Source organism: Bacillus sp. ISL-47 (assembly GCF_018613175.1).
GTDB lineage: Bacteria > Bacillota > Bacilli > Bacillales > Cytobacillaceae > Cytobacillus.
In genome coordinates, this window is the sequence record NZ_JAGGQS010000019.1 from 37,471 (window position 1) to 51,856 (window position 14,386).

Consider the following 14,386-nt stretch of genomic DNA (forward strand, 5'->3'; position numbering starts at 1 on the left):
CCCTTTTATTCCATAAAACCAACATGAGTATCCATACAGTTGGTTTTAAAAGGATTCAGGCCTGAAATTGTTTTTCTTCGGGCGGCTGGCTGAGAGCTCCTTTTCTCATAATGGCCAGAAGCATAAATAAGCCCAATAAAATAGTTGCCATCCCCGCTCCTATCAGAACGAAAGGGACTCCCAGCCATTTAGCAAGCAGCGCTCCCGCGGCAGGAGCAATCAGCATGGAAAAGGTCTGCAAGGACATAGCGGCAGCAGATACTCTTCCCATTATGTTCTTGGGGGTTTCAGACTGCAGAACATAGCCATATGGAACAGATTCACCCGCACCGAGCAGGCCAAGCAGACATGCACCTAGTATCCAAACTAGCTGGGGAAATTCAAGAATACCCATGCCTCCCAGCCCAACCGATATTATTAAGGTGCCGCTAATAACAGCAGAAGAAGCCATCAGATGAATCGGTTTTCGGTTCCATTTTGTCCACTGGCCCAATATGAGTGAGCCCACAACACTTCCAAATCCCACTGCACTTATAAGCAGTCCGAAATTTCCTTCGTTGAATCCCAGATGCTGGGCGATAAATACAAAAAGCCCATCATATAGAAAGATGATAAAAAAAGCAGCCGAAGATAAAATAATTGATATTTTTAAAAGGGGAGTTTGAGCGATATGCTTAATGCCCTCAGAAAAGTCACCCCAATATTTTCTTTTTTCAGGTTGGCCTGTAAGTTCCGATTTCTCCAATCTCTCAATTTCTTTTAAATCAGGAAGAAACAATAAAAAGAGAACAGCTATTAAAAAGCCGGCTGCTTCAAATAAGAAGGGGCTTTTCGGTCCAAAAAGAGCAATAATTCCTCCTCCCAAAGCAGGCCCTGCTATTTTCATGGTGTTAACGGAAAGCTGGCTAAGAGTGACCGCCTCTGAAAGAAGGCTATCAGGGACGATCATTCTGATGGTACTTTGCCTAGCAGGATCATACAAGGCAGACACGGTACCTTTTAAGAAAACAAACAATAGCAAAACATAAAGGTTTGGAGCAAAAAATAAGCCTGCCACAAATATAACTCTGAAAAGAAGGCAAACGATCATGACAGTTTTTTTGGGTAATCGATCGACGAACACACTGGCAAAGGGACCAATGATCACCCAAGGCAGTCCCAGGACAATGATGACTGAAGCGATAGCGGTTTCGTCCAGGCCCCAATGGTAAGCAACAATAACCTGCAGAGCGATAAGATCCAGCCAGTTTCCGAGATCGGAGAAAAGCTGTGCCCCAAATAGTGAACGGAAAGGCCTTAATTTCAGAGGTTGAAAAATGCCTGCTTTCATTGATCATTCTCCTTTTTTTCGCCAATTGCCCTTCTCCGCCGTTCAAGCAGCTTTTCAGTGTTTCCATAGGGATCCTGGCCATCGGGAAGGTCATCATTTTTTAATATCACTAAAGATTCTTCAATCCATCTTAATTCTGTTTCCAATCTCATTTCGATGAATCGGATCGTAAGTATACCGAGCTTGCTTATATAGGAGTATCCATTCTTCGGCCATTCTTTTACGAACTCGAGAAGGTCTTCAGTTTGTTCTTTCCTTTTTAATAAATGGCTAATTAAGTCATCATAATCCATATCCTCATGCCAGGTCGACATCTTCATAAGCAATTCATCTTTTATAACAGGATAGGAGGGTGGAGCTTTTAGCCAATTTTCAAACTCTTCCCAGCCTTCGGGGGTAAGTTCATACAGCTTTTTCTTCCGCCCTTCCTCCTCCTGTTCCAGAGTATAAATAAATCCATCTTCCTCCAGCTTTTTTAATTTCGGATAAATACTCCCATAGCTCATCCCCCAATAAAGGCCTGCAGCTTTATGCTCGAATTCGGATTTAATGTTATAGCCGGTGCTGGGCCAAATACTGAGAACAGCAAGTAATGTGTGCTCGACAGACAAGAATCATTCCCCTTTCCAATATATCGGGTTGATGTATCGATGTGATATATCATTATGATATATTAACCGGAAGGGAATTTCAACCAAAATATTAAAAAGCCTTCGCCTATTTTCGACGAAAGCTTGAAGATGTAATTTGCCAAATGTTGATATTGGCACCCTGATGATTGGAATGCGAGCGCCTAGAGTGGAAACCGGCAGGAAGTTAACAAGGCCATTAATAAAAGAAAATATTTACTGCCTAATCAGTACCCTCGTACCATTTGGAACAATTCGGGCTAATTCTAAGACATTTTCGTTATACATTCGAATACAGCCCTTGGAAACATACTGACCAATTGATGAAGGATTGTTGGTCCCATGGATCCCGTAGCCGGATTTTGATAAGGAAAGCCACATCACACCAAAAGGGCCACCGGGGTTAGGCTCTCGGTTCACAATTACAAATTCACCGATTGGCGTTTGGGTAAGCATTTTGCCTACAGCGATTGGATATACCTTTTGGACAGCACCGTTTTTTAAAAGAGTTAAATTTCTTTTTCCGCGAGAAACGATGATGGTATATGGAATGGTATCGGGATTCGGAAGGCCTGGGATTAATATTTGCTGGCCAGGAAAGATAAGGTTGGGATTTGCGATGGAAGGGTTGGCTGCCAGCAGCTGACTGAGAGAGCGGCGATAGTTTCTTGCGATTACCGCCAGTGTCTCACCTGCCTTTACAATATGATAAATAAAAATCATTCCCTTCTTTAAAGGTCTAATCAAATATATGCTCGGAAAATAGAACATGGAACTTGTAAACAATATGATAAGGAGAGGAGGCACCCACTAAAAAAGAAAAGCCGCCAAAAAGCTGCTTTTCTTCTTTAGTTCCCTTTATCAGTGTGCAGAGTGAATACTGTCATTTCAGGGCGGGATAAAAATCGGAAGGGAAGTCTCGTAGTGCCGAGTCCTCTGTTAACATAGAGGGTTAGGGGGTCCTGGCTGCCGATCTTATAAAAACCTTCGTGATATCTTTCAGCATATGGCGGCTTTACTAGTGCTCCAAAGAAAGGAATTTTTATTTGACCGCCATGGCTATGTCCGCTTAGTTGAAGATGTATGCCGAAGGAAGAGGCGCCATCAGCCAAATCAGGAGCATGTGACAATAAAATTTTATAGGAGTCCTCCTCAATATTTTCCACAGCCAGCTTAATATCAGGCCTTCCCAGCATGGCATCATCAATGCCGATGACATGAATGCTGCTTCCTGAAACGTCAATTTTATAATTTTCATTAAGTAAGAGGATAAAACCAGCTTCATCCATAATAGTTTTATAGATGTCAGATCCATAACCGCCATGATCATGGTTTCCGTAAATAGCAAATTTGCCAAGGGGTGCTTCTAGATTTTGCAGAAGAGGAGCTATTTGATTGGCTTCTGAATACTTATTTGGCTCATCCATTAAGTCACCAGTAAAAAAAATTATATCTGGCTTAATATTGTTTATCTTTTCTATTAATTCTTCCAGCTGGTTCAGGTCATAATGAAACCCGAGATGTGTATCGCTGAATTGGACAATTTTAACATTATTGAAAGCTTGCGGAATTGCATTATTAAGGATTTTATGGTTTGTAATATCCAAAAGCCGGGTCTCTATATCACGTGCATAATAGTAGCCTCCCGCACTTAAACCGAAAGCGGCAGCAGCAAAACCGAGCGCTCTTTTTAAAAAGGATCTTCTGGACACTTTTTTCGGCATTTAATTTACCAACCTATCTATTGAAATTTTGTGCTCCGAAATACCAACTTAAAGGCAATTGCCCGGCTTGGCCTTCTTTTAGCCGTACCTTCTAATACTATCAAACTATGCTATTAAAAAGAAGGAATAACTCTTTTGCTTCATTTACTTCTTTTTCCTGTAAAACCTAAGAAATAATCGATAAATAATTCGAAAATTCTCTCTATTAATGGTAAAATATAAACTGAATGACTATTCAGTTTCTGGGAGGGAATACTTTTGAAAAATAAAACGGTTATTGTGACAGGTGGTTCAAGCGGAATGGGGAAATATATGGCTAAAAGGTTTGCGGAAGCCGGAGCTAATGTGGTTATAACCGGCCGAAATCCGGAAAGGCTTGAAGCGGCGAAAGCAGAAATTGAAACATCCCCTGGACAAGTTCTGACGGTCCAAATGGATGTACGTGAAATTGAACATGTGAAACACATGCTTAACGAAACGCTGAATACCTTCGGACAGGCTGATTTCTTAGTTAATAATGCAGCCGGCAACTTTATCTGTCCTGCAGAGCAATTAAGTGTCAATGGCTGGAATTCAGTTATTAATATTGTCCTGAACGGAACCTTTTATTGTTCAAGTGAAGTCGGTAAATACTGGATTGAAAATGGAATAAAAGGGAGCATTATAAATATGGTTGCTACATACGCATGGGATGCCGGTCCAGGTGTCATCCACTCTGCAGCCGCCAAAGCAGGAGTGCTTTCCATGACAAGAACTCTAGCTGTTGAATGGGGCAGAAGGTACGGAATAAGAGTTAATGCCATTGCTCCTGGTCCAATAGAAAGAACTGGCGGAGCAGACAGACTTTGGGAATCAGAAGAAGCTGCCAAGAGAACACTTCAAAGTGTACCTCTTGGCAGACTGGGCAAGCCTGAAGAAATTGCTGAATTGGCTTTCTTTCTGTTCTCAGAGAATGCCGGGTATGTTAACGGAGAATGTATTACGATGGATGGAGGTCAGTGGCTTAATCAATATCCATTTTAAGAAAAGCATTAAGACCGGCTGATTTAAATCAGCCGGTTTACATATCCTATTGGTAGCTGACAGCTCTGGATCTTAAAGCTTTCCATGATGAAATAAAGCGTTCTTTTGAAACCTTTACTTGTTTTCTGCCGGAAAGCGGATCATTTAAATAAACATAGTTATCATCGTAGCCAACTAAGACTACAGCATGCAGGTCCAATGGCGTTTTAATCGTTTGGCTGCCGTGGGTCCATGATTCCCAGCGGTCTGGAAGTCTGTAATCGCCTGTTGTCCAGACTACTACAGGAAAACCTTTTGAAGCGTGATTTAAGACCGAATTAAAATCCTGGCCAGTTAAATTAACCGCTCTTCCAGGCAGGTATTTATTTACCAATTCCTCAATGGGTTTATCGAATACAGCATAACCTGCACGTTTTCCAGTCATATCACCAACAAATCCTTCGGCAGGGTTTCCCCATTTTACGATATCATTTTTGTAACGGATAAGCGGATCATTATCTTTTTTTACACGATTATACAAATCCATTTTCCCTATTTTTATACCTGCATATTGCAGGACCATGGTAAGGCTTGTAACTTCACATCCGTATTTTAATTCCGGATTCTGGTTTATAAGTGGAACATCAAGCATGACAGACCGTTTTGTATCTTTCACATCCGTATTTTGGGCTGTTAATTTTTGCACTCGCGGCTGTTCTTCCTTTGCCTGTGTTTGGGTTCGGCCTTTCACTTCACTTGAGGATATGTCAGCCTGTTGGCCTGTTGGACTCACTGGCTCGGAATGACCGCATCCAAGCAAAGGAATAAGAAGGAAAACAAACAGGAAATTCCTCATGAAATACCCTCTTTCTCTGATGTCCTGGTATTAGCATGTGAAGAGGGGGACTCCAATATAATGTTAACCTTATGGAAAACCAAGCGGATTTATCAATTTGTGGAACCTGTATTTTGAATAGTAAATGCTGAAGGAGAATATGGTATAATAATTCATTAATATACATAGGGAGGCTAATGGACATGGATGCGTTGGATATTCTTACAGATTTGGATAATGTTTTTCCTTATTTCCAGCCAATATTCAGTGCGGATGAGCATCGTGTCATTGGTTATGAGGTGTTGGGACGGTATAGGGGACCTGCGGGTATAGTCAGCCTGGGGCCCTTTTTTCAGGATGAAAGCATTCCTGAAGAATTTCGGCTTGAGGTTGATTACGAAATCCTGAGGAAGGCTTTAGAAAAAACAATTAATCTTGAGAAAGATATTATGCTGTTTGTAAACAGGGATGCAGATTTGCTTATGCATAATGATGGAGAACAGTTCCTGAACACGCTTCGTGAGTATGAAAAAAAAGGCATAAGCCTCGACCGCATTGTTCTGGAAATTACAGAAAGAAATTACAAAGGAGATATCGATCATCTCGATCATCTTTTAAATTATTACAGGACTTATGGAATTAAATTAGCAATAGATAAACTTGGCAATGAAAGCAGCCATCTTGACCGGATTGGACAATTGGCTCCGGACATATTGAAGGTTGACTTAATTTCAATGCGTTCAACGGCCTCAGTTTATAATTTTAACGATATTCTATATTCATTATCCATGCTTGCAAGAAAAATTGGCGCAAGCTTGCTTTTTGAGAATATAGAAATGACTTATCAGCTGCAATATGCATGGAAAAATGGCGGTCGTTACTACCAGGGATATTATTTGCAAAAACCTTCAGAACATTTTACCGAGAGAAATCTGCTAAAAGAAAAACTAAAAAATGAATGCCATCAGTTTATTACCCATGAGAAGAAAAAGCTTGAATCGCTTCACCAGGTGACACTCGAGTTTAACGAAAAGCTTAATGACTTTATAAGTAAAAACCGTAAGATAACCAATTATGAAGAAAGTCTGGAACATCTTGCCCAGCTTTTGGATGGAGCTGCCTTTCGCCTTTATATTTGTGATGAAGATGGTTTTCAGAAATCAGCAAATATTTTCAAGAAGGACGGAGGATGGATCCTCCAGAAAGAATATCTCGAGAAAAATTGGAGCTGGCGCCCATACTTTCTGGAAAATATCATGAAGATGAGAATAAACAAAAAGGGCATTCTTTCTGATTTGTATACCGATATTGAAACAGGGGAAACAATAAGGACCTTTTCGTTTCCACTAAATGCGGACGACTATTTATTTGTGGATTTATCATACAATTATCTTTACGAGCATGATGGATTATTATAGGGAATATAAAGTGTGCAGGATGATAAATAAACAAGTATAAACAGGCTCTTATTGAGGAATTGTAAGTGTAGAACCTTTCCTTGAGGAGAGATTAAAAATGAGTATGTACATGTTGATCATAGTATTCATCTGTATGGGGATATTAGTCTATTCCCTGGTTTACACCTTGTTCGTTGCAAAAGAACGAAAAGCCGTCAGAGGAGATATCGATACGGAACTTCCAGATAAGGTGCAGAAACATGCATATCTGCGAAACCCTGTCATGCTGACTTATGTTATTTTCTTTTTGATCCTTATTCCAATGGTTATTTATTTTTCACTAACATGGAATTGGTAAAAGACCCAATAGAGGGTCTTTTTTTGTGAAATGAATTGGTAACATTTACATGGTGTTTATAATTCACTTTGTCGCCTAAAACGTTAATTCTTTGTCAATACGGGTAAATTTAAAGCAAGAAAAGAATGTTCCTGTCAAAACATAAGGGAATTTCGGGAACGAAAGTAGCAGGTAGGTCATTCATTTGCTGGTAAAATTGAGGATAAACAAATAGGAACCGATAAAAGAAAGGGAGAGTGGAATGTACAAGCACTTATTAGGATTTTTATTTACTCTTGCAGCCATATTCGCAGTGATGCCTTCCCATCCAAACGCCGAGAGCGGCTTTTCAAACAATGAAGACGTATACAAATTTTTACAGGATGCATTCCAGGCACAAGTATCATTAAGCGAGGAAGAGCGAAGCCTGGAGGATGTTAATGAATTGCTTGCACCTTATTTTTCGGGAGCAGCTAAAAAGCAATTCCTGGAAGAAAATCTTGTTTCAGAAAATGGGAAATATATGATCTACGGATCGGATGCCGCCAATTTTTATATTCCGTTTTTTACATATTCGGAAGAGACCAAGATAGTAACAGAGAAAGAAAAGGTTTATGTATTTGAATATTTTCCGGAAAACGAAGAAGGTCCGGTAGGCTATGAAAGCCATTATGAAGGGGTATTGCTTGAAAAAAATAAAGGGAAAATGAAAGTTGCCCAATTTTTAGGTGATAAAGTACCTGAAAACATCTTAGAAAAAGTAGAGAAATCCCAGCAAGAATCGGAACAAACTTCATTTAAAACAGCTGCTGAACCGGTTTGGTTTAATAAGCCAGCATACCAAATCACCTTTCTATTAAACCCTTTTGATGCATTCCTCCGGTCAGGAAGCATGCTATTTACAGACGATAAGCAGGGAGTTATGGCCCTTTTTGAAAATCAGGAAATAAACGGGCAGCTGGCTTCTAATTAAAAGAACAGAGCTTAAAAGCAATGGTATGCTTTTAAGCTCTGTTTTTATTCTTTAATTTGCAGAACTGATTTGAGTTTCTCCAGGTCAAATCCTGTAATGACCATGTCCCCGATAACAATAGTTGGGGTGGAGAAGGAATTATATTGCTTGGTCAACTCTCTGTGAGCAGCTGCATCTTTTTTTATATCTTTTATTGTGAAAGAAAATCCATACTCTTTTAAGAACATTTTAGTTATTTCACAGGGTGGGCAGTCCGGCTGTGTATACAAGATTATTTCCTCCAACTTAACATCCTCCCCTGGTTTAGTAATTATCATCTTAATTCAATTTTCTTGAGTAATCAATCATTTTGCTTTTGAAGATAATCTATTAGCCCCATTGAGCATACTTCCATGTCAACGGAAAGGATTTCATAGACGGAATGGTCATTGGGTATGCCTTTCTCATCAAGATATTCCTTAACTTGGCTGGCAAGTATGTCTCTTGCTGCATTCATTTGCTGTTCAAAGGAACTTCCTTCAGCCATCCCTATCTTGCCTGCCGCAAGAAAAACTTCAAGCCACTCCCGGATTTGCTTGTATACCTCCTTAGGATCTCGGCTTATCCCGTAATGTCCAAAAAAGATATAATCTAAATCCATTTTTTCATACATTGAAATAGAGTTCAGCATTTTTTCAGGATCAAATTGATTTGGTGAAGTTGATGGCAAATATAGTTCAATGCCTTCCATTGCTAATTGAGGATAGGTTACACCCGCAGTATCCCCGGTAAACATCCCATTTAATGCCGTGTGGAAAATGCTGAAATGGTGGTTGGCATGGCCAGGGGAGTTAAAAAATTTCAGGGTGCATCCGGCTCCAATGGAAAGCTCTTCTTCATGTTCTTTAATCATTATTTTTTCTTCCGGAACAGGGAGTATCGGATTGAAGAGTTCATCAAATTTATCACCGTAAACAGCCCTCGCGCCGGCAATTAGGCGGGAAGGGTCAGACAAATGCCTGGCCCCTTTTGGATGAACAATCAACTTAGCGTTTGGACAGTGGGTAAGGAGCAGGCCTGCACCTCCTGCATGATCCAAATGAATATGAGTAACGATGATATAGGCTACTTCCTCTGGTTTGAATTGGAGCTGCTTCAGACCTTCCAGAATGTAGGGAACTGAGGGGCTAGCAGACGTTTCAATCAAGGTTAATTTTTCTTCGGTTAAAACATATGTACCGGTACGTTTTTCCAATGAAAGATCAAGATCATCAATTAAATAAAGGTTTTCAGCTAGTTTTTCAGGTTTTTTCAAAAAAAATCACACCCTTTATAAAGCTTTTGCTTGTACAAACGCATGACATTATTTTATTCTGTTAATATTGGTATGTAAAGCGCCAAGGTTGAATATTCTGAATTCAATTCGTAAGGATAGAAACATGCCAAAAGAGAAACCTTAATGTATGATTATGGGTTTTGTTTTGAAAGGAGAGAGAGCATGTCACAGCTTCAAGGTATATTAACACGCTTAAAAAGCTTGCAGGAGCAATCAACTAACGGAGAGCCGATGCAGAGATTTTTTGAGGTAAATGGCGAAAGGAAATGCCAGGTTACCTATCATCCAAAGAATGAAACATTTGAATTGGAAGTATATAACGATAAAGAGAAGCCAAAAAGATATCAATTTGACAACATTGATATGATCACCATCGAAATTTTCGACTTGATTCAATAATTCTCCACATACATAAGGGGCCTTTTTAGGGGCTCCTTTTTAATTTGCTCTTTACTAAATCTTTGCCGGAAAATTTTAGGGAATGATATAATAACTAAAACAAATGGCAAGAGGTGCTATATGTATAGTTTGCTTATGATTCTGCCTTTTTTTTACAGTGCTTCTTATGCTTGCTGATTTAATCTATACAAAAAAAGAAGTAGTCATGATCCGGAAAATACTTGAAGACATGAAAAAGATTCTTGAAGAAAACAAAGGCAAAAAGTAAAACATACATACCCTGCTGAGATATAGAACAGGATATGACCAAGAGGTGATACGATGATGCCAACTGTTAAGTGTCCAAGCTGTATGGCAGAAAAAGAAATTGATGGAGTTCTGACAGCCCAGTCAAATCAGAATGTAATCTTTCGCTGCCCCAATTGCCATTATGAGGTTAAGGACATTCAAACCAGCAAAGGATGATTATGTAAAAAGGGGGCATATTGCCGGAGACTGTGATAAAATAAAAAGGATTCATAACTATTTTTTGGGGAGTTTTCGGCGATGATTAGTCTTCATAGCGAGGAATTTTTAGAATTTAACATTAGTGATTTCATGATTCCTTCAGAGCGGGTAGCACATGTACAGGTAGGAAATAACCTGGAGCACGCGCTTTTGGTATTGACAAAAAGCGGCTATACAGCCATTCCAGTTCTTGATCCGCATTATAAACTTCAAGGTTTAATCAGTACTCCAATCATCATGGATTCAATTCTTGGCCTCGAGCGGATTGAATTTGAAATGCTGGAGAAAAAACGAGTGGAAGAGTCTATGAACCGTACGATTCCACGTCTTGACATTGATGCCTCTATTCAGCAATCTATCGCTCTTTTAGTTGATCATCCTTTTTTGTGCGTAGAAAACAAGGAAGGCTATTTTGAGGGGATACTAACTCGAAGAACTGTACTGGATCAGTTGAATAAGCATCTCAGAAGATTAAATAAAAAATAAAAATTATTCAGCTCCCGTATAGAGGGAGCTTGCTTTATTTTTAATGATAAGAAAACGCATTTGTTTTAACTGCAGGCAGCATGTAGTCTCATTTGGCGTTCTGCTTATCATGTTGGAGGGGAAAATGTTTGGGCCAGGTCATACATAAAAAAATGCCTGACGGAAAGAAAAAAGTAACGAAAAAACCTTTTGTACTTGCTTCAGTTATGCTGGCCATGTTCATGGGTGCAATTGAGGCGACCATCGTATCAACGGCTATGCCTGCTATTGTGGGTGACTTGGGCGGATTTGCTTTATACAGCTGGGTATTTTCAGCATACTTGCTAATGAATGCTGTTACTGTTTTAATTTACGGAAAGCTATCTGACTTATTTGGGCGTAAGCCTGTTCTGACGTTTGGAATTATTATCTTTTTAATTGGCTCTATTTTATGCGGGTTCGCCGAGTCCATGACCATGCTTATTATATTCCGCCTGATCCAGGGATTTGGTGCAGGTGCGGTGATGCCGATTGCTACTACAATTGTTGGAGATATTTACACAAAAGAGGAAAGGGCGCAGGTGCAGGGCTATCTATCAAGTGTCTGGGGAATTTCAGCCATTATGGGCCCGGCAATCGGAGGCCTTCTTGTTGAGTATGTAAGCTGGCGTTATGTATTTTGGGTTAACATACCGCTTGGCATTATGGCTATTGCAGGCTTATGGCTCTTCCTGCATGAAAACGTTGAAAGAAAGAAGCATCAAATCGACTATGCTGGGGCTGTACTTTTAACTGTTTCAATATCTTCGCTGATGTTTGTCCTTGTAGAAGGAGGTACAAATTGGGCGTGGAATTCAATTGAAGCAATCAGCCTGATTTCTGTGAGTGTTATTTCATTTATATTATTTATCCTGCAGGAGAAAAAAGCGGCTGAACCGATGATGCCTTTTAACATTTGGAAAGAAAAGCCGATTCTGATTGCAAACCTGGCCTCTTTGACGACTGGTGTTATGCTGATCGGAATATCCAGTTTCCTGCCCGCGTTCGTCCAGGGCGTTATGGAAAGGTCGCCAATTGTGGCTGGTTTCACACTGACAACAATGTCAATCGGCTGGCCCATAGCTGCAGCAGCTGCAGGGAAACTGCTGTTGAAGATTGGTTTCAGAACTACGTCAATATTGGGCGGGGTATTTCTTATTTTAGGCAGCATTGTATTTGTTACGCTTACTCCTGAAGCAGGGCCGATATGGGCAGCAGCCGGCAGCTTTCTTGTCGGTGCAGGTATGGGCTTAACCAGTACTGCCTTCATTGTCTCCATTCAAAGCACGGTTGAATGGAAGCAAAGGGGGATAGCCACTGCCGCCAATATGTTTATGAGAAATCTTGGCAACACCATTGGAGCAGCATTATTAGGTGGAATTTTGAATAGCCAGATAAAGTCATTTATCCAGAAAAATGGTGAAAATATTGATGCTGAATTATCTCTTGATTCTGCGAATGTGCTTTTAAATGAACAAGCAAGAAATAGTATGGATGAGGGAGTTAAAGAGGTTCTGCAAAATGGGCTGACATTCTCGCTGCACTCGGTTTACTATGCTGTTTTATTGTTTGCTGTTATTAGTTTTATATTGGTCATTGCGCTGCCAAAAAACGAAAAGAAAACAGCTGCTTAGAATATGCTTCTCTGCCTCAAAAAGCTCTGCTGCTGCAGGGCTTTTTGTTTTAGAAGATTTTTATTAAAAGCTGGATGATTAAAAGGATTGTAATGGTATGCAAAAGCATTTTGAGTATTCCAACAGATACTTTGTTTGCCAATCTGACTGCTGTTTGGGCCCCAATGATGGATCCGATGGCAAGGAAAATGGCAATGCAGATATTGAAATTGCCGGCAGCTACATATGAAAAAATGGACCCTGAACAGCTGACAAAGGTTTGGAAACGGGTAAAGGCCACAGCTTTTAAGTAGGAAAAGCCCCTATTTAAGTACATCAACATCAGCAATGTTCCTTGCCCAGGGCCGAACATGCCGTCATAGACGCCGATTCCATACAGGTAAGGGTAGGTACCTTTTGTATTTTCAGCCCCTGCCTTTTCGGATGGTTTTTTTATAATGGTAAGAATGAGAGCAAAACAAAGCAATGTCACAGCAATGAGTGTCATCGTTTTTTCTGAAATCGTATTTGCCAGCAGCCCTCCTGAAATTCCTCCACTCCATGCAAAGGGAGCAGTCTTGGCAGCAGATGCAAAAGTGATCTTTTTTTCCTTAAGGAGTACAAGGAAGCTGGAAAATGAGCTGAAAATATTAGAGAACTTAGCTGAAGCTATCGCCGTATGGATTGGTACACCCAGCATTAATAATGAGGGCATGCCAATCAATCCTCCGCTGCCTGCCAATGTACCAATAAATGTCGCAATAAATCCAATTATGGTAAAAATGAAAAGCTCCATTTTTCCTCCACCTCCTGTTCCTGATATTATTTTATTCGGGTTCTTTTGATAATGAAATTCGATTAAAATTAAGATATACTATAAGAAAAAGTTATGAAGGGGGATAGAAATGTCTTCACTTACTGAGTTTCACCTTTTATCAGTATTGGCTCAGGAAATGAATATGAGAAAAGCGGCTGAAAGATTATTTGTTTCCCAGCCGGCTCTTTCCCAGCGGCTCGTGAATATTGAAAAAGAATGGGGAAGCAGGCTTTTCATCCGGTCCCAGAAAGGCTTATCCCTTACTCCAGCCGGTGAACTTGTCATACAATTTGTCAATGAAGTCCTTACCAAGGAAGAAAAAGTGAGGGAATCAATCACAGCCCTTAATTCAGAAGTTCATGGAACCTTGAAAATAGCCGTTGCTTCAATCGTAGGCCAAAATTGGCTGCCGCAGGTACTTAAGAAATTCGTCAGTCGCTATCCACAAGCGAAAATTTCTCTGATAACCGGCTGGAGCAGTGAAATCTTAAAATCTCTTTATGATGATCAGGTGCATATAGGAATCATCCGCGGCACGCCTGACTGGAAGGGAATTAAGATCCCTCTATTCAAGGATAGCCTATACCTTGTAGATACAGAAATTACAAGGCCTGAACAGGTTCTTGAAACGGACCGTCCCTTTATTCAGTTTAAGAGTGATTCAAACTACTACCAGGAAATACAGGACTGGTGGTTAAGGCAGTTTAAAACTTCTCCGAAACGAACGATTGTGGTCGATCAAATCGAGACATGCAAACAGATGACTTTTAATGGAATTGGCTATGCGATCCTTCCGGCTATTACCTTGAATGGAGCAGAAAAAAATATTTTTAAGATTCCCTTGCTGGATGAAAATAATATGCCCATCAAGCGTGATACATGGCTGCTAGGCTATGAATCTGCCTTCCAGCTGAAACAGGTGCAGGCATTTGTCGAATTAATCAAAGAGCATATTGAAGAGGAAAGGCAATAATTGAAATGGCTGACACGTACCTAGTACAAAC

17 protein-coding genes are annotated in these 14,386 nt (G+C 40.1%); 9 read left to right on the plus strand and 8 right to left on the minus strand.

Annotated elements, in window-relative coordinates; translation table 11 throughout:
• Positions 1 to 55: 55 nt before the first annotated feature.
• The 4 genes from J7I93_RS06500 to J7I93_RS06515 form a co-directional block, all read right to left on the minus strand.
• Positions 56 to 1,330, minus strand: coding sequence for an MFS transporter (locus J7I93_RS06500; RefSeq protein ID WP_214724477.1), 1,275 nt, complete (start codon positions 1,328 to 1,330; stop codon positions 56 to 58).
• Positions 1,327 to 1,941 carry a PadR family transcriptional regulator gene (locus J7I93_RS06505; RefSeq protein WP_214724479.1) on the minus strand — a complete coding sequence of 205 codons (615 nt, stop codon included), beginning with the start codon at positions 1,939 to 1,941 and terminating at the stop codon, positions 1,327 to 1,329. Before J7I93_RS06505 ends, J7I93_RS06500 begins: the two co-directional genes overlap by 4 nt.
• A 234-nt stretch (positions 1,942 to 2,175) precedes the next feature.
• Positions 2,176 to 2,682, minus strand: a complete 507-nt coding sequence (locus tag J7I93_RS06510; RefSeq protein ID WP_214724481.1) for a L,D-transpeptidase family protein — start codon at positions 2,680 to 2,682, stop codon at positions 2,176 to 2,178.
• A gap of 125 nt (positions 2,683 to 2,807) precedes the next feature.
• On the minus strand, positions 2,808 to 3,683 hold the full coding sequence (locus J7I93_RS06515; RefSeq protein ID WP_214724483.1) for a metallophosphoesterase: 876 nt from the start codon (positions 3,681 to 3,683) through the stop codon (positions 2,808 to 2,810).
• Positions 3,684 to 3,941: 258 nt separating this feature from the next.
• Between J7I93_RS06515 and fadH the strand changes: the two genes are divergently transcribed.
• Positions 3,942 to 4,706, plus strand: a complete 765-nt coding sequence (gene fadH / locus J7I93_RS06520) for a 2,4-dienoyl-CoA reductase (RefSeq protein WP_214724485.1) — start codon at positions 3,942 to 3,944, stop codon at positions 4,704 to 4,706.
• 46 nt (positions 4,707 to 4,752) lie between these two features.
• Here the strand turns inward: fadH and J7I93_RS06525 are convergent, their stop codons facing one another.
• The gene (locus J7I93_RS06525) at positions 4,753 to 5,541 is read right to left on the minus strand and encodes a C39 family peptidase (protein ID WP_214724487.1); all 789 of its coding nucleotides are present in this window, start codon (positions 5,539 to 5,541) and stop codon (positions 4,753 to 4,755) included.
• Between the two features lie 182 nt (positions 5,542 to 5,723).
• Between J7I93_RS06525 and J7I93_RS06530 the strand changes: the two genes are divergently transcribed.
• From J7I93_RS06530 to J7I93_RS06540, 3 genes are all read left to right on the plus strand, one after another.
• Positions 5,724 to 6,938: an EAL domain-containing protein gene (locus tag J7I93_RS06530; RefSeq protein ID WP_214724488.1), complete on the plus strand. Its 1,215-nt coding sequence runs from the start codon at positions 5,724 to 5,726 to the stop codon at positions 6,936 to 6,938.
• A 97-nt stretch (positions 6,939 to 7,035) separates the two neighbouring features.
• A complete protein-coding gene (locus J7I93_RS06535) occupies positions 7,036 to 7,275 on the plus strand; it encodes a hypothetical protein (protein ID WP_214724490.1) in 240 nt (79 codons plus the stop codon).
• 241 nt (positions 7,276 to 7,516) lie between these two features.
• Entirely contained in the window at positions 7,517 to 8,227 is a 711-nt protein-coding gene (locus tag J7I93_RS06540; protein WP_214724492.1) for a DUF3993 domain-containing protein, read from the plus strand.
• A gap of 44 nt (positions 8,228 to 8,271) precedes the next feature.
• Here the strand turns inward: J7I93_RS06540 and J7I93_RS06545 are convergent, their stop codons facing one another.
• Together J7I93_RS06545 and J7I93_RS06550 are read right to left on the minus strand one after the other, a co-directional pair.
• Entirely contained in the window at positions 8,272 to 8,511 is a 240-nt protein-coding gene (locus J7I93_RS06545; protein ID WP_214724494.1) for a glutaredoxin family protein, read from the minus strand.
• A gap of 56 nt (positions 8,512 to 8,567) precedes the next feature.
• A complete protein-coding gene (locus J7I93_RS06550) occupies positions 8,568 to 9,521 on the minus strand; it encodes an MBL fold metallo-hydrolase (RefSeq protein WP_214724496.1) in 954 nt (317 codons plus the stop codon).
• 183 nt (positions 9,522 to 9,704) lie between these two features.
• Here J7I93_RS06550 and J7I93_RS06555 point away from each other — a divergent pair, with 183 nt between their 5' ends.
• From J7I93_RS06555 to J7I93_RS06570, 4 genes are all read left to right on the plus strand, one after another.
• Complete coding sequence (locus J7I93_RS06555) at positions 9,705 to 9,941, plus strand: YkuJ family protein (RefSeq protein ID WP_214724498.1); 237 nt, start codon at positions 9,705 to 9,707, stop codon at positions 9,939 to 9,941.
• Positions 9,942 to 10,262: 321 nt separating this feature from the next.
• Positions 10,263 to 10,406, plus strand: a complete 144-nt coding sequence (locus J7I93_RS06560; RefSeq protein WP_181396122.1) for a hypothetical protein — start codon at positions 10,263 to 10,265, stop codon at positions 10,404 to 10,406.
• 81 nt (positions 10,407 to 10,487) lie between these two features.
• Positions 10,488 to 10,934: a cyclic-di-AMP-binding protein CbpB gene (gene cbpB, locus J7I93_RS06565; protein WP_214724500.1), complete on the plus strand. Its 447-nt coding sequence runs from the start codon at positions 10,488 to 10,490 to the stop codon at positions 10,932 to 10,934.
• A gap of 152 nt (positions 10,935 to 11,086) precedes the next feature.
• Positions 11,087 to 12,586 carry an MDR family MFS transporter gene (locus J7I93_RS06570; protein ID WP_214724807.1) on the plus strand — a complete coding sequence of 500 codons (1,500 nt, stop codon included), beginning with the start codon at positions 11,087 to 11,089 and terminating at the stop codon, positions 12,584 to 12,586.
• A 49-nt stretch (positions 12,587 to 12,635) separates the two neighbouring features.
• Here the strand turns inward: J7I93_RS06570 and J7I93_RS06575 are convergent, their stop codons facing one another.
• Positions 12,636 to 13,361, minus strand: a complete 726-nt coding sequence (locus J7I93_RS06575) for a sulfite exporter TauE/SafE family protein (RefSeq protein WP_214724502.1) — start codon at positions 13,359 to 13,361, stop codon at positions 12,636 to 12,638.
• 109 nt (positions 13,362 to 13,470) lie between these two features.
• Between J7I93_RS06575 and J7I93_RS06580 the strand changes: the two genes are divergently transcribed.
• Entirely contained in the window at positions 13,471 to 14,355 is an 885-nt protein-coding gene (locus tag J7I93_RS06580) for a transcriptional regulator CcpC (RefSeq protein WP_214724503.1), read from the plus strand.
• The last annotated feature ends 31 nt before the right edge of the window (positions 14,356 to 14,386 follow it).